The organism is Archangium minus, from assembly GCF_044360475.1.
In the GTDB taxonomy this organism is placed as follows: domain Bacteria; phylum Myxococcota; class Myxococcia; order Myxococcales; family Myxococcaceae; genus Archangium; species Archangium minus.
On sequence record NZ_CP043494.1, the window covers coordinates 11,936,698 to 11,950,201 of the forward strand.

General features: G+C 67.3%; 13 protein-coding genes and 1 pseudogene. 6 read left to right on the top strand and 8 right to left on the bottom strand.

The window, feature by feature from the left end; all coding sequences use genetic code 11:
• Nucleotides 1-2: 2 nt before the first annotated feature.
• Nucleotides 3-1,277, bottom strand: coding sequence for a hypothetical protein (locus tag F0U60_RS48970; RefSeq protein ID WP_395811146.1), 1,275 nt, complete (start codon nt 1,275-1,277; stop codon nt 3-5).
• A gap of 129 nt (nt 1,278-1,406) precedes the next feature.
• On the opposite strand from F0U60_RS48970, the gene F0U60_RS48975 reads away from it, so the two are divergent.
• Nucleotides 1,407-1,832 (top strand): hypothetical protein, encoded by a 426-nt coding sequence (locus F0U60_RS48975; RefSeq protein ID WP_395811148.1) that lies wholly within the window; start codon nt 1,407-1,409, stop codon nt 1,830-1,832.
• 9 nt (nt 1,833-1,841) lie between these two features.
• Here F0U60_RS48975 and F0U60_RS48980 read toward each other — a convergent pair whose 3' ends face one another.
• Entirely contained in the window at nt 1,842-2,204 is a 363-nt protein-coding gene (locus F0U60_RS48980; RefSeq protein ID WP_395811150.1) for a hypothetical protein, read from the bottom strand.
• 83 nt (nt 2,205-2,287) lie between these two features.
• Here F0U60_RS48980 and F0U60_RS48985 point away from each other — a divergent pair, with 83 nt between their 5' ends.
• The 3 genes and pseudogenes from F0U60_RS48985 to F0U60_RS48995 form a co-directional block, all read left to right on the top strand.
• The gene (locus tag F0U60_RS48985; RefSeq protein ID WP_395811152.1) at nt 2,288-3,148 is read left to right on the top strand and encodes an SDR family oxidoreductase; all 861 of its coding nucleotides are present in this window, start codon (nt 2,288-2,290) and stop codon (nt 3,146-3,148) included.
• An 85-nt stretch (nt 3,149-3,233) separates the two neighbouring features.
• Nucleotides 3,234-4,205, top strand: coding sequence for an ATP-binding protein (locus tag F0U60_RS48990; RefSeq protein ID WP_395811154.1), 972 nt, complete (start codon nt 3,234-3,236; stop codon nt 4,203-4,205).
• A pseudogene (locus tag F0U60_RS48995) lies at nt 4,202-4,528 on the top strand (response regulator); the annotation flags it as partial. The gene F0U60_RS48990 and the pseudogene F0U60_RS48995, both read left to right, overlap by 4 nt.
• 146 nt (nt 4,529-4,674) lie before the next feature.
• Here F0U60_RS48995 and F0U60_RS49000 read toward each other — a convergent pair.
• Nucleotides 4,675-5,364, bottom strand: a complete 690-nt coding sequence (locus F0U60_RS49000) for a hypothetical protein (protein WP_395811156.1) — start codon at nt 5,362-5,364, stop codon at nt 4,675-4,677.
• A gap of 15 nt (nt 5,365-5,379) precedes the next feature.
• Nucleotides 5,380-8,544: a TonB-dependent receptor domain-containing protein gene (locus F0U60_RS49005; protein ID WP_395811158.1), complete on the bottom strand. Its 3,165-nt coding sequence runs from the start codon at nt 8,542-8,544 to the stop codon at nt 5,380-5,382.
• A gap of 107 nt (nt 8,545-8,651) precedes the next feature.
• On the opposite strand from F0U60_RS49005, the gene F0U60_RS49010 reads away from it, so the two are divergent.
• On the top strand, nt 8,652-8,894 hold the full coding sequence (locus F0U60_RS49010) for a peroxidase (protein ID WP_395811160.1): 243 nt from the start codon (nt 8,652-8,654) through the stop codon (nt 8,892-8,894).
• Between the two features lie 30 nt (nt 8,895-8,924).
• On the top strand, nt 8,925-9,257 hold the full coding sequence (locus tag F0U60_RS49015) for a carboxymuconolactone decarboxylase family protein (RefSeq protein ID WP_395811162.1): 333 nt from the start codon (nt 8,925-8,927) through the stop codon (nt 9,255-9,257).
• Nucleotides 9,258-9,302: 45 nt separating this feature from the next.
• On the opposite strand, the gene F0U60_RS49020 is transcribed toward F0U60_RS49015, so the two are convergent.
• The 4 genes from F0U60_RS49020 to F0U60_RS49035 form a co-directional block, all read right to left on the bottom strand.
• Nucleotides 9,303-10,367 carry a chemotaxis response regulator protein-glutamate methylesterase gene (locus F0U60_RS49020; protein WP_395825770.1) on the bottom strand — a complete coding sequence of 355 codons (1,065 nt, stop codon included), beginning with the start codon at nt 10,365-10,367 and terminating at the stop codon, nt 9,303-9,305.
• A 12-nt stretch (nt 10,368-10,379) separates the two neighbouring features.
• A complete protein-coding gene (locus tag F0U60_RS49025) occupies nt 10,380-11,258 on the bottom strand; it encodes a CheR family methyltransferase (RefSeq protein WP_395811164.1) in 879 nt (292 codons plus the stop codon).
• Nucleotides 11,255-12,841: a methyl-accepting chemotaxis protein gene (locus tag F0U60_RS49030; protein ID WP_395811166.1), complete on the bottom strand. Its 1,587-nt coding sequence runs from the start codon at nt 12,839-12,841 to the stop codon at nt 11,255-11,257. Before F0U60_RS49030 ends, F0U60_RS49025 begins: the two co-directional genes overlap by 4 nt.
• A gap of 102 nt (nt 12,842-12,943) precedes the next feature.
• Nucleotides 12,944-13,498, bottom strand: a complete 555-nt coding sequence (locus F0U60_RS49035; protein ID WP_395811168.1) for a chemotaxis protein CheW — start codon at nt 13,496-13,498, stop codon at nt 12,944-12,946.
• Nucleotides 13,499-13,504 lie beyond the last annotated feature (6 nt).

Here is a 13,504-nt window from a genome sequence, read left to right on the forward strand (position 1 = left end):
CGCTACGGGTTGCGGAGCACGGCCACATCCGGCTCGGACTTCAGCGGCGAACCCTGCACCACCGAGAGCTGCCCGTTCTTCACCGCGCACGTCGCCTCCTCGGGGGGCACCACGCGCACGGGGTTGAGCGTCTCGGGCCGGCCGAACTTCACCAGGCTGGTGGCCAGCATCAGCTCCTGCTTCTTCCCGCTGTCGCTGTCACTGTAGACGACGCTGATGCCCTTGAAGGGCGTGGGCAGCTTCAGCTTCAGGACGTAGCCCTGCTTGCCGGGCAGCTCCGCTCGCTCCACCTGGAGGGGCTGCTTGGGCGAGCCGAACGCGGGGAACACCTGGCCATCGGCGATGCGGATGCCCCACTGCGAGGGCTTCTGCGCATCCGTGGGCTTGCCGCACCCCGTGAGCTCCTGGGGCGCCTGAGGCGCCAGCCACAGCTCGACGTGGTCATCGTTGAGCCACTTCGCGCTCGGGCCCGTCCACTTGTCGTCGCGCACCTCGACAAGCAGCGTGTCCGGCGCCACCAGCAGCGCCTTCAGCGACGCATCCTTCGGGTCGTCCTGGTTGCCCAACAAGAAGTGGCCCGAGCTGAAACCACACTCGCCAAGTCCCGCCTGCTTCCACCCGCCCTGGAGGTACGCCGGCTCCACCTTCACCTGGGGCAGGTACGGCAGGGTCCGCTCCCCCGGCGAGGACTCGCCTGGCTTGCACGTGGGGGCGGCGACAACCACGTCTCCGCGCAGCGTTTGATAATCCCAGGACTCGCCGCTCTCTCCTCCCTCCGAGGCCAGGGCGTCGGAGGACCTGCGGTTCTCGCTCGTCAGCCGCAGCGGGGAGAGCTGCAACGTGCGCGCGTGTGACCACCGTTCCCGGCTGCCGCCTGACTGCTCGTGGGTGAAGTAGTTGTCGACCACCGTCACCGAGTCCTCGCCCACACCCGCGGCGCCATAACCGTCGTTGCACACCGCCAGCAGGAGCTGGGCCGGCTGGGACGGACGCAGCAGCCACCACTCGGCGGCCTCACACTGGCCCTCCGCTCGCGAGCCCTGGGCCTTGCGCCCACCCGGGCCGAACCGACGCCCAGCGGACTGGCTCCACGTCTCCACGTCCGCCCACCCCAGGTCCAGCCGCTTCACCTGCAGGGCTCGGCCCTGCGCGTCCTTGCCCCCCTCGAGCGTCTCCACGACACGACAGGGCTCGCGATTCGCGCAGAGCGGATCCGACGACGAAGCGGGCGGAGCGCCCAGCAGGGACAACACCAACACGGTACCGGTAGCAGTCATGGCGGAACAGCTTGCCCCAACTGGCGGGCCTGGATGAACCCTCGGAGTGAAAGCCCGTGCCCGACTTGACCCCTCGTGCTCGCATTCGGTACGAGTCCGCCCCCACACCTTTCCCTCTGGGGGGAATCCTTGAAGCATATTGGCTCTCTGCTCCTGCTCGCCGCGACCATCACTGGCTGTGGTACACGCGTCGCGTACATGCCCACCAACACGCCGCCGCGCATGATGCAACCGCGAAGCGCGAACTCGGTGCAGGTCTTCACCGCCACCAAGCCGGAGCGCCCCTTCGTCGAGGTGGGCCTCATCGAAACCCAGCAGGAGAGCATCTACAGCGTCGACAACGAGACGACCGTCTTCACGCGGCTGCGTGAGGAAGCGGCCCTCCGAGGCTGCGATGGGCTCGTGCTGCTGGGCAGCAATGACGGCGTGGAGATCGTCGGCACCGGCGGGATGAACGGAGGCCACACTTCCGGCCGCACCCTCAGGGGCTACCGCGGCACGTGCATCATGTGGAAGGAGGACACCAGCACCGCGTCCTCCACGGACTCTCACTGACGCGGCGCCTCACTTCGCCGCGGGGGACACCACATCCACCTCGCGCGCCATCCAATCCGTCCCACTGATGACGTAGGAGGCGCGCACCTCGGTCCCGGGTTGGAGCGCCTCCAGCCCCACCGGCTGTCCGTCTCGTACCACCCGCGTCTGCCCATCCGTGTTCAGGACGATGCGCTTGCCGTCCGCCTCGTGCAGGTGGAGCGCGCTCCCGGCAGTCTGGGCGACCGTTCCCGCCACCGAGCCCGTCAGCGGATCCTCCACGGCCCGTTCCGCCGCTGGAGTAGCCGCCGTGCGAGCTTCCTCCCGCTCTCGGCAACCCGCCCCCACCGCGAGCCCCAGCACCGTCAATCCCACCACCGTGAGCCGTCTCATGGTTCGTTCCCTCTTTTGAGCGCCTCTCCTCCAGGGTAGGCACGCACCTGGGGAGAAGCACTTCACCGACCAGGAACGAACCCATGAACAACAAGACTGTCGTCGTGACCGGAGCCAACTCGGGCATCGGACTCGCCACAAGCATCGAGCTGGCCCGCCAGGGCGCGACCGTCGTCATGGCCTGCCGCAGTGCCGAGCGAGGCGAAAAGGCCCTCGCCGAAGCCCGCCGGCAGAGCCAATCAGACAAGCTCGAGCTCATGCAGTGCGATCTCGGTTCGCTCGACAGCATCCGGCAGTTCGCCGCGGCCTTCCGGGCCCGGCACTCCACCCTGGATGTGCTGATCAACAACGCGGGCGTCATCAGCCTGAAGCGGGAGACGACCCGTGACGGCTTCGAGATGCAGCTCGGGGTCAACCACCTCGGCCACTTCCTGCTGACCCACCTGCTGCGCGAGGCGCTCGAGCGAGCGCCCCAGGGGCGGATCGTCAATCTCAGCTCGGGCGCGCACAAGATCGGGTCCATCCACTGGGAGGACCCGTTCCTCACCCGGAACTACAACGTGTGGAGGAGCTATTCGCAGTCCAAGCTCGCCAACATCCTGTTCACGAAGGGACTCGCGCAGCGGCTCCGGGGAACCTCCGTCACGGCCAACTGCGTGCATCCCGGAGCGGTCGGCACCAGCCTGGGCGTCGACCGGCAGACGGGCTTCGGCGGAGCCATCATGGGCTTCCTCAAGCTCTTCTTCCTCACGCCGGCCCAGGGCGCGGAGACCTCCGTGTACCTGGCGACGAGCCCGGAGCTCACCCACGTCTCCGGCGAGTACTTCTACAGGAAGAAGATCTCCCCCGTGTCCAAGCAGGCGAGCGACCTGGCGCTCGCCGAGCGCCTCTGGGTCTGGAGTGAAGAGCAGGTTGGACTGTCAGGCGCTCGCCTGTCGGCTTGAACAGGAGCAACCACAAGCTTCCAACACAAACAAAGCGTTGCCAATGAAGGCTTAGAACGCACCAGCACCTTCGCTCGCAGCCCTTATGGAAACATCACTCCCACCCGAGCAGTACAGGCTCCTGGTTGAGCACGCCCCGACGATGGTGTGGCGCTCCGGCGTGGACGCCCACTGCAACTACTTCAACGCCACGTGGCTGCGCTTCACGGGGCGCACGCTCGAACAGGAGATGGGAGACGGGTGGATCTCGGGCGTCCACCCGGATGATTTGCGCCGCTGTATGGACACCTACCTCTCGAACTTCGAGCGGCGCACCGCCTTCGAGATGGAGTACCGACTGCGACGCCACGACGGCGTCTACCGCTACATCTTCGACCGGGGCGTCCCCTTCACCGACGACGCGGGCCAGTTCGCCGGGTTCATCGGCAGCTGCGTGGACGTGCACGAGCGCCGAGAGGCGAACCGGGCCAAGGCGACGTTCCTCGCGCTCGCCACCCATGAGCTGCGCACCCCGCTCACCTCGATGCGAATGTACATGGAGGCACTGCGCCGACAGCTCTCTCAGGCCCAGGAAGAGCTGGCGACGAGCAGCCCACTCCTCCGGTTGAACGCGCAGCTCGAGCGGGTCTCCTCCCTGGTGCAGGATTTGGAGGAAACGGGCCGCCTGGAAGCGGAGCTGCCGCTCGTCATGCACAAGGAGGAGCTGGAGCTGAGCATGGAGCAGGTGCTGAGCAACCTGCTCACCAACGCCGTCAAGTACTCGCCCAAGGGAGGCCCCATCCACGTTACGCTCGCTCGCGAGGGCGCGGGCTTCGCGCTGTCCGTGAAGGACTCCGGCATCGGGATTCCCGCCGCCGACTTCCCCTCCCTGACCCGGCGCTACTTCCGCGCGAGCAACGTCTCCCCGGAGAACTACCCCGGGCTTGGGCTCGGGCTGTCCCTGGTGAAGGAGATTCTGGAAGCACACGGTGGAGGGCTCCGCATCCAGAGCGAGCTGGGACAGGGGACGACCCTCACCCTGCTCCTTCCCGAGGCACCGGAGGAGGGGCGGGCATGAAGCGCGTGCTCCTCGTCGACGACGACCCAGACATCCTCGACTCGCTCACATTGCTGCTCGAGGCCAGCTACGCAGTCACCCCCGCCGAGGACGGCGCCATCGCGCTGGAGCTGCTGGGACAACACGAGTTCGATGTCGTGGTGCTCGATCTGATGATGCCCGTGCTCAACGGCACGCGCGTCCTCGCCGAGCTGCGCCAGCGAGGCATCCATATCCCCGTCATCCTCATCTCCGCCCATCGGGACCTCGACAGGCAGGCGCTACAACACCAGCAACTTGGCGCCTTCGCCTCGCTGCGCAAACCCTTCGACATCCGAGAGCTGGAGAGACGACTCGAGGCGGCCCTCCGCCAGGGGGGCAAGGGCGGCACCTCGGGCTCCGGGGGAACGGGAAACGGCCCTCTCCCGCCGCCCGGAAGTCCGGTCCCCGGCGGCGGAAGTCATCAGAAGGGCATGCCTGCGTTCGGCGCTCAGGGAATCAACGCCGGCGGCTGGCCGTCCAGCACGCACAGGTTGGTGGTCTCCTCGCAGAAGATGGGGAACGCTGGATCCATCGACAGGCTCGGCCGCGGCTGCTTGCAGAGGCTCGGATCACGCACCGTCTGGCCGTTCTCCTGGCGCTCGCACTTGAAGGCCGGGAACACGCCCACCGCCTCGTACGTGGCCGTGCAGTCCCCCTCCGAGTAGGTCAGCTCCGCCGTCCACTGCGTGCCAGGAATCGCCGCCTGGCCCTGGATGCGCAGGTTGCTCCACTGGTAGCGCAGGTCCACCGTCGTCCCGGGCTCCGGGCTCACCACCTGCCGCGCCTCGGACAGGCTCGGCACCTCGCAGACCCCGTCCTCATTGGGGTACTCGGTGGTGAAGTCTCCCGAGGCCGTGACGGAGTGGTCCGGATCCTTCCCCTCCAGCGCCGCCAGCGGCGCCGGCTTCAGCACCAGCGTGGGAGGCACGCCGGAGCCGGGCGTCCGGAAGGCCTGCGCGCCGATGATCTCCGCCTTCTTCTGGGCGCACGTCCCCGCGCCCATCTTCAACGTGTAGCGCACGGCATGGTCGCCGCGCCCCACCGTGCACTGGGGCGCTGGCTGCTCGACGCCGCACGCGCCCAACCAGGCCGCGCACCCGAGCGGCACCATCCACACAAGGGCTCGATGTGTCTTCATGATGCGTTGCTCCGGTCAGAACGACAGACGCGCGCCAATGCGGATGCTGCGGGGCGTCTGGTAGGTGAGAGGCTTCTGGTAGTTGGGATTGAGGGCCGGCGCCGCGCCGTTCCGGTTCTTCACGGTCTTGAGGTCCGCCGCCGTGCCGCCCACGAGCGGGTCGACGTTGTCGAAGGTGTAGTTCTGGTCCACCGACGTGACGGCCTGGAAGTTGAATAGATTGAAGCTGTCCAGGGTCACCGTGCCGATGAGGCCTCGGCCAAGCTTGTAGTTGAGACCCACGTGGGCATCCACGTTGTGCACCCAGGGCAGCCGGCCGCCACTGCCGCGCGGAAGGATGAAGCTGGCACCGGTGCCGTAGAGATAGTGCGAGGCCTGCACGTTGAGCGGCGCACCCGAGAGGCTGCGATACGAGAGCCCCACATCGAGGCTCGACGAGGGCGAGAGCACGAACTCGCGCGAGCCGAACACCTTGATAGCGTGGGTGTGGTCCAGCGGCAGCGGGCCCTCCTTGTTGTCCACCATGGAGGTGAGGTCGAAGTCCGAGGTGACATTGGGGGCGAGCTGGTTGGCGTCCGGCCGGAAGAGGCCGGAGTAGTTCCCGCGCAGGTAGGACCAGGTGTAGCTGGCCTGCACGAGCCACAGGTCCGAGAACGCCTTGTTGAAGTAGACGGAGACGCCGTCGTAGTCGCGAATGGCCTTGGGGAACACGGAGGCGATGCCTCGGCCCGGGTTGCCGATGAAGTAGTTCGTCGTCTCGTTGATGGACATGTCCTCGATGACGTCGTTCATGGAGCGCCGGGTGTACGTGGCGCCCAGGGTGGCGCGCGGGAGCACCTCGTACTCGGCACCCAGGACGATTTCATCGGAGGACTGGGGCTTCAGCTCCGGGTCCACCGGGCTGTTGATGGCGAAGGTCTGCGAGTACCGGCCGCTGAGGGTGGTGGGGCTGGTGTCCTTGGGGACGGTCACGTTACGCGCGTCGGCGCAATCCGAGTAGGGCGCGACCTGGGTGAGCGGATCACACCCTGGGCCTCCCGCGATGGGCGCGCGGCTGCGCGTGGCGCGGATTCGGGTGATGTTGGAGAACTGCGAGTTCACCATGGCCAGCACCGCGTTCTGGTAGTAGCGCGCGTAGCTGGCGAAGAGCTTGGAGCGGCCCCTCTGGGTGAAGTCGTAGACGAGCCCCACGCGCGGAGAAATCTGGTTCGGCAGCGCGAAGGCCAGATCGCCGCCGTTGCCGTAGATGGCCTGCGCGTCGTAGCGCAGGCCCGCGTTGAGGGTGACCCGATCCAGGATGCTCCAGCTGTCCTGCACGAAGGCGCCCAGGGCGTTGGCACGGGTAGAAGAGGGGACCACCGGCTGGATCCTCACCTGGTCCGGGCCCACCAGGTAGCCGAACGAGCGGAAGTCCTGGAACTTCGTCCCATCGGTCGACTCCTGGTAGAGCACACCACCCGAGTAGGCGCGCGCGTCCCGGTTGGTCATCACCTCGGCGTCAATGCCAGCCTTGATGACGTGGTGGCCGAGCGCGTTGAGCAGCAGCGTGCCGACGGCGTTGGCCTGGTAGCGGTCCACCGTGCGCTCCATCAAGAAGCCAGGGCCGCCCAGCAGGTAGCTGGAGGACACCGGGCAGCGCACGGCGTTGGCCGTGCCGGCGGGATCGCACAGGGACGGGTCGGCCAGCTGCTCGAGGTCGTTGATGGAATAGTAGTTCGGCACGTCGCGGGTGCCGGTGCGGCGCATCTCGAACTGAGGCGTGCCGGACAGGCCCGACGCATTGCCAATGCCGCTGCCGTCCACCGGCAGGGTGGAGTCGTACTGGTGATGCCAACCCGCGTTGACGTCGAGCAGCACGCGCTTGTCCAGGAAGGACGAGGACAGCTTGAGGGAGACGTCGCGCGCGTCCTGGTCGTACCGGTGGGCGAGCGCCTCGTAGCGGCCGTTCAGGTTCTCCACCTCGACGGCGCCGTTGTCCAGGTTGTAGCCGAAGCGGCCCGGGCCACCGGAGCTGCCCGGCGTGCCATACACAGACAGCGTGAAGCTGTGGTCCGCGTGCACCTGCCAGGTGAGCTTGCCGAGGTACTGCACGGAGCGCTGGTCCGCGAAGTAGCGGGTGGTGCTGTTGGGAATGAGCTCGGTGCGGGAGAAGCCGTCCTCGTTCTTGAGGGGCTTGCCGTCCTCGCCCAGCACGAAGGCGTTGAGGCTCCGGTCGAGCGCCCGGCGCGTGAAGGACGGCGCCACGCCCGCGAAGAACCAGAGCTTGTCCTTGAGGATGGGGCCACCCAGGGTGGCGCCGAAGTCGCCCAGGTTCCACAGCTGCTGGGTGGTGGTGATGACGGTGCCCTCGCGCGCCACGCGGGTGGGCGTGCCCTCGAGGAAGCCGGGAGTGAGGTTGCCGAAGACGGAGCCGTGGAGCTCGTTGGAGCCGGACTTCGTGACGGCCGTCATCACGCCGCCGGTGGCGCGGCCAAACTCAGGCATGAAGCCACCGGTGATGACGTTCACCTCTTGAATGAACTCGGCAGACAGCGGCGTGCCGAGGATGCCGAGCGCCGGGTTGCCGGTGGACAGGCCATCCACGAGGAAGCCGTTCTCCGGCGAGGTGGTGCCGCTGATGGACACGCCATAGGCATCCGCGCTGGCACCGGGGGCGAGCTCGGCGAGGCTCTCGAAGGAGCGGGACGCCGACCCCTTGGAGCCGGGGCGCACCAGGGCGAGCCGGTTCACCATCTCCTTGTCCACGCTCACGCCCGTGCGGGTGGAGCCCACGTCCACGGCGGGCGCGGTGGCCTCGACGAAGACGTCTCCCTGGAAGGAGTCGGGGAGGAGCTCCACGTTGTAGCGGACGGTGCTGTTGAGGCGCAGGGTGATGTCGCCGCGCGAGTAAGGCTGGAAGGCCTCCTTCTCAAAACGCAGCGTGTAGACACCGGGAGGCAGCTGCGGAATCCGGTAGAGGCCTGTGGCGTCGGTGACGGCCAACTGCTCGCCCTGGAGGTTGGGCGAAGTGGCGGTCACCACCACGTCCGCGACGGGTTGCTTGTTGTTCGCATCCACCACCGTGCCCGTCAGCACGGAGGTGTTCTGCTGCGCCCGGGTGGGAGTCACCCATAGGCACACGCCCAGCGTCAGCGCGGCCCCGAGAACACGCGCCGGGTTGCTCTGTAGACGTCGTTTCAAGGAAGTTGCCCTCTGTCGGGCACCCACCCGCGTCATGCGGCGGGTACCATGACGCACTGTGCTATAACGAGAATCCATCGGAAGACAAGAGAGACAGGAGAAACAGCATGTTCCTGAAGGACATCGAGGAGCACGAGGGCACGGGCCCCTACGCGGAGCTCATCCGGCGCGCTCGGCAGAGTGCAACGCCTCCCGCGGGCCTCTGGCATTTGTTTGCCTTCAAACCGCAGATGGCGGAGGCGCTGGCGCAGTTCACCCAGGCGGTGATGCGAGGCCCCTCGCCCCTGCCGCCCGGAATGCGCGAGCTGATCGCCGCCTTCACGTCGCGGCGCAACCAGTGTGTGTATTGAACGAACTCGCACGCCGCGGTCGCGGCGCGAATGCTGGGCGATGAAAAGAAGGTCCAGGCTGTCCTGGAGAATCTCGAGACGGCTCCCCTTTCGGAGGCCGAGCGGGTGTTGTTCCGCTTCGTGGCGAAGGTCAACCGCGAGTCGGAGCACATCCAACAGGAGGACGTGAACGCGGTGAAGGCGGCAGGCTGGACGGACGAGGCGATTTACGACGCCATTACCGTCTGCGCGCTGTTCAACTTCTACAACCGGTGGGCGGATGCCACGGGTGTACGCGAGCACCCGGTCGAGGTGTACGAGCGAAGCGCGGAGCGGCTGGCGACGGGAGGCTACGCGGGTCCCGAATCCCCATCAGGGAAGTAACCGAGTGGACTGATACTCCCTCTCCCGTGGGGAGAGGGGATATACCTAACGGAGCGCGCGGGTTTGACGGGCCCGGCGCAGCACGGCCGCGCAGATGGCTCCGAGCGGAAGAATCTCATCCACCGCTCCTCGCTCGATGGCCGCGCGCGGCATGCCGAACACCACGCAGCTCGCCTCGTCCTGGGCAATGGTGGACGCCCCGGCTTGCCGCATCGCCAGCAGCCCGTCCGCGCCGTCATCCCCCATCCCCGTCAGCAGCGCCCCCACCGCGTTCTCCCCCGCCGCTCGCGCCACGGATTGGAACAGCACGTCCACGCTCGGCTTGTGCCCCGACACCCGCCCTCCGTCGAGCAGCTCCACCTGGTAGTGCCCACCGGTGCGCCGCACCCGCAGGTGCCGGTTGCCCGGTGCGATGAGCGCCCTGCCCTGCAGCACCCGATCTCCCTGCGCCGCCTCTTTCACCTCGATGCGGCACAGCTCGTTCAACCGCTTCGCGAACGCCGAGGTGAACAGCTCCGGCATGTGCTGCACGATGACGATCCCCGGACAGTCCGGAGGCATCGGCTCCAGCAGTTGCCGCAGCGCCTCGGTGCCGCCCGTGGAGGCGCCCACCGCCACCACCTTGTCCGTCGTCACCGCGAGCAGCGAGGGTGAGGGCCGCTCCAGCAGCTCCGGCTCCAGACGCACCGGAGGTCCCCGCCGCGCCAGCCGGGTCCGCGCCCTCGCCGCGTTCCGGAGCGCCTCCACGAGCCGCGTCCGCGAGTCGCGCAGGAACTCCCCCACGCCCAGCGACGGCTTGGTGATGATCTCCAACGCGCCCTCCTCCAGCGCGCGCACCGCCAGCTCCGAGCCCGGCCCCGCCAACCCCGAGCACACCACCACCGGAATCGGCTCGTCTTCCCGCATCAGCTCGCGCAGGAACGTCAGCCCGTCCATGCGCGGCATCTCCAGGTCCAGCAGGATGACGTCTGGCCGCTGGCGCTTCATCTTCTCGCGAGCGATGAGGGGATCCGACGCCACCTCCACCGCCATGCCCGGCACGTGCTCCAGGAGCATCAGCACGCCCTGGCGCACCACCGCCGAGTCATCCACCACGAGCACCCGTAGCATTGAGATCATGTGCTACCCGCGCGGCGCGTAGACGGTAGGCATCACCGTGCGCACGCGCCATCCCAGACCCGAGAGACTCTCGGAGTGCCCGAGGAACAGCAACCCGTTGGGCGACAGATGGTTCAACAGCCGATCCACCGCTCGCTCCTTCGAGGCCGCATCGAAATAGATGAGGACATTGCGACAGAAGATGAGATCAAAGCGCCCCACCACGCCCTGTCCATCGTTCAGGTTCACCCGCTGAAAGCGCACCAGCTCGCGCAGCTCGGGGCCTGCCTTCATCTTCCCTTCCTGACTGCCCGTCCCCTTCAGCATGTAGGCTCGGAGGTAGTGCGTCGGAATCTCCTCCGACTTCTCCAGGGGCCAGAGCGCCTGACGGGCCCGCTCGAGGACGCGCGTGGAGAGGTCCGTCGCCAGAACCTGAATGTCCCAGCCCTCCCGCTGCGGCAGGTGGTGACGCAGCACCATGGCCAGGGTGAACGGCTCCTCCCCCGACGAGCACCCCGCGCTCCACACGCGCACCCGCCGCCCCTCTCCGCTCCCGGTGTCACCCCGCTCTCGCCACTGCGGCAGCACCACGCGTTCCAGGAAATCGAAGTGCTTGGGCTCGCGGAAGAAGTGCGTCTCGTGCGTGCAGATGGCATCCAGCAGCCGCACCCGCTCCGCCGCATCCTCCTCCGCCTTCCGCAGGTAGGCGCCGTACGACAATCCTCCCAGCTCCCGCAACCGCCGCGAGATCCGCCCCACCAACAGCGCCCGCTTCACCGGTGACAGCCAGATGCCCGCCTCGCGATAGACGAGCCGCTGGTAGCCGGTGAACTCCTTGTCGGTGATCGGCGATGGCTCGGGGGAAGGCCCGGGCTCTCGCTCCTCCTGGATGCTCTCGCTCACGCCGCCACCTTCTTCAGCCCGTGCCCCGCGGAATCCATGGGAGGGAGGTACCTGGGACGAGAACCATGCACGGAGCCATCTCCCACGCGGAAGAAGGACACGAGCTGGCTGAGCGCCTCCGCCTGGGAGGACAGCTCCTCCGCCGTGGACGCCAGCTCCTCGGACGCCGACGCGTTACGCTGCGTCACCTGGTCCACGTGCCCCATCGCTTTGTTCATCTGCGCCACCCCGCTGGCTTGTTCCACCGACGCCGCCACCACCTCCTGCACCAGGTCCGCCGTCTTCCGGATGGACGGCACCAGCGATCCCAACAACTCTCCCGAGCGCGTCGCCACCTTCACGCTGCTCGTCGCCAGCCCTGAGATCTCCTTCGCGGCCGTCCGGCTCCGCTCCGCCAGCTTGCGCACCTCCGTGGCCACCACCGCGAAGCCCTTGCCGTGCTCTCCCGCCCTCGCCGCCTCAATGGCCGCGTTCAGCGCCAGCAGGTTCGTCTGGTACGCAATCTCCTCGATGATGGAGATCTTCTCCGCGATGGAGCTCATCGCGCCCACCGTCTCCTTCACCGCCTTGCCGCTCTCCTCCGCGTCCCGGGCGCCCTGCACCGCCATCTGCTCCATCTGCCGGCCGTGGTCCCGGTTCTGCGTGATGCTCGCAGTTATCTGCTCCAGGCTGGAGGTGGTCTCCTCCACGCTGCTGGCCTGCTCGCTGGTGCCCTGTGACAGGCTCTGCGAGGAAGAAGACACCTGCGACGACGCCGACGCGAGCGCATTGGAGCCCTCGCGTACCTCGCCGATGACCTGGGCCAACTTCTGCACCATGCGCTGCAAGGCGCTCAGCAACCGGCCCGTCTCATCCTGCGTCTCCGAGGAGATGCGCACGGTGAGGTCCCCCTCGGCGATGCGGTCCGCCACCTGCACCGCCTCGTTCAGCGGCCGGGAGATGACGCGCGCGATGAAGAGGCTGAGCACCACGCCGAAGAGGAAGCTGGCCCCCGTCGTGCCGAGTATCCACTCCCGCGCGGTCGCATAGGTGGCATCGGATCGTTCCGACACCCTCCCTGAAGACTCCTGGATGGCGGTCACCAGCTCCTCCAGCTTGTCGCTGGCGGCCAGGTAGGCTCGCCGCGAGCGGGCTCGGATGACCGCCTTGGCCTCATCCTTCTGGTTCGCGCGGGAGAACACGACGACCTTGTCGTGTTCCTCCAGGAACTCACTCCAGAGCCGGGTGAACTCCTCGTACAGGCGCCGCTCCTTCTCGCGGGTGATGAGAGACTCGTACTTGTTGAGTCCGCGCTCGATGGATTCGCGCAGCTCCTGCGACTTCCGCTCGAGCTGGGCCATCTCCTCGGCATCGGTCGAGAGGACGTGCTGCACCGCGGCGATGAGGAAGTCCGAGGTGTCGGTGTTCACGTCCGACACGTGGATGAGGCTCGGCATCCGATCGTCGGTCACCTCATCGGTCGCGTCGTTCATCAACTCCATCTGGTTGATGGCGAAGGCGCCCAGCACGAGGGTGAGGGCGCTCGAGCCGAGGAAGGAGATGAGCAGCTTCGAGGAGATCTTCAGGTTGTAGAACCAGGTCATAGATCGGTCGCGAACGAAGGAACTCAGGCCCCGCAGCGGGCGGGGCCACCGTGAAGGTGTTGAAGCTCTCGTGCAACAGGCCGAGCATCCGTGCAGCGGTCTCTACGTCGAGCTGGACGAGGAAGTGCCAAGGGACGGGACCGCGGGTTCAGAGGGAGCGGCCACCGGGACACTCAAGGAGCTGGCCGCCAATATCTCCTGGTTGTTGAGCACCTTGTCGATGTCCAGCAGCAGCACGAACTTCTTGCCCGTGCCCACGCGGCCCATCCCCTGCAGGTAGTCCACGTGCACCGGCGTGCCGAACGCTGGCGGTGGCATCACGGCTCCTGGCTCCAGCTCGATGACTTGTCCGATCGCGTCCGACAGGAGTCCGAGCACGATGCGCTCTCCCCCCATCCTCACCTCCACCACCACGATGCAGCTCCACTTCGTGAGCTGGGAAGGCGCCATCCCCAGCTTCACCGCCAGGTCCACCACCGGCACCACGCTTCCCCTCAGGTTGAACACCCCTCTCACCCACACGGGCGCCCCGGGAATGCGCGTCACCGTGTCGTACTCGATGATCTCCTTCACTTGCAGGATGCCGAGCGCGTACTCCTCTCCGGCGATGATGAAGCTGAGGTATTGCATAGACGAAGCAGCAGGCTGTGTGCTCATGGCTGT

Bases quoted from the DNA above. Each gene is read 5' to 3' on its own strand.
- F0U60_RS48970 (WP_395811146.1), bottom strand. From the start codon at position 1,277: ATGACTGCTACCGGTACCGTGTTGGTGTTGTCCCTGCTGGGCGCTCCG.
- F0U60_RS48980 (WP_395811150.1), bottom strand. From the start codon at position 2,204: ATGAGACGGCTCACGGTGGTGGGATTGACGGTGCTGGGGCTCGCGGTG.
- F0U60_RS48985 (WP_395811152.1), top strand. From the start codon at position 2,288: ATGAACAACAAGACTGTCGTCGTGACCGGAGCCAACTCGGGCATCGGA.
- F0U60_RS48990 (WP_395811154.1), top strand. From the start codon at position 3,234: ATGGAAACATCACTCCCACCCGAGCAGTACAGGCTCCTGGTTGAGCAC.
- F0U60_RS49000 (WP_395811156.1), bottom strand. From the start codon at position 5,364: ATGAAGACACATCGAGCCCTTGTGTGGATGGTGCCGCTCGGGTGCGCG.
- F0U60_RS49010 (WP_395811160.1), top strand. From the start codon at position 8,652: ATGTTCCTGAAGGACATCGAGGAGCACGAGGGCACGGGCCCCTACGCG.
- F0U60_RS49015 (WP_395811162.1), top strand. From the start codon at position 8,925: ATGCTGGGCGATGAAAAGAAGGTCCAGGCTGTCCTGGAGAATCTCGAG.
- F0U60_RS49020 (WP_395825770.1), bottom strand. From the start codon at position 10,367: ATGCTACGGGTGCTCGTGGTGGATGACTCGGCGGTGGTGCGCCAGGGC.
- F0U60_RS49030 (WP_395811166.1), bottom strand. From the start codon at position 12,841: ATGACCTGGTTCTACAACCTGAAGATCTCCTCGAAGCTGCTCATCTCC.
- F0U60_RS49035 (WP_395811168.1), bottom strand. From the start codon at position 13,498: ATGAGCACACAGCCTGCTGCTTCGTCTATGCAATACCTCAGCTTCATC.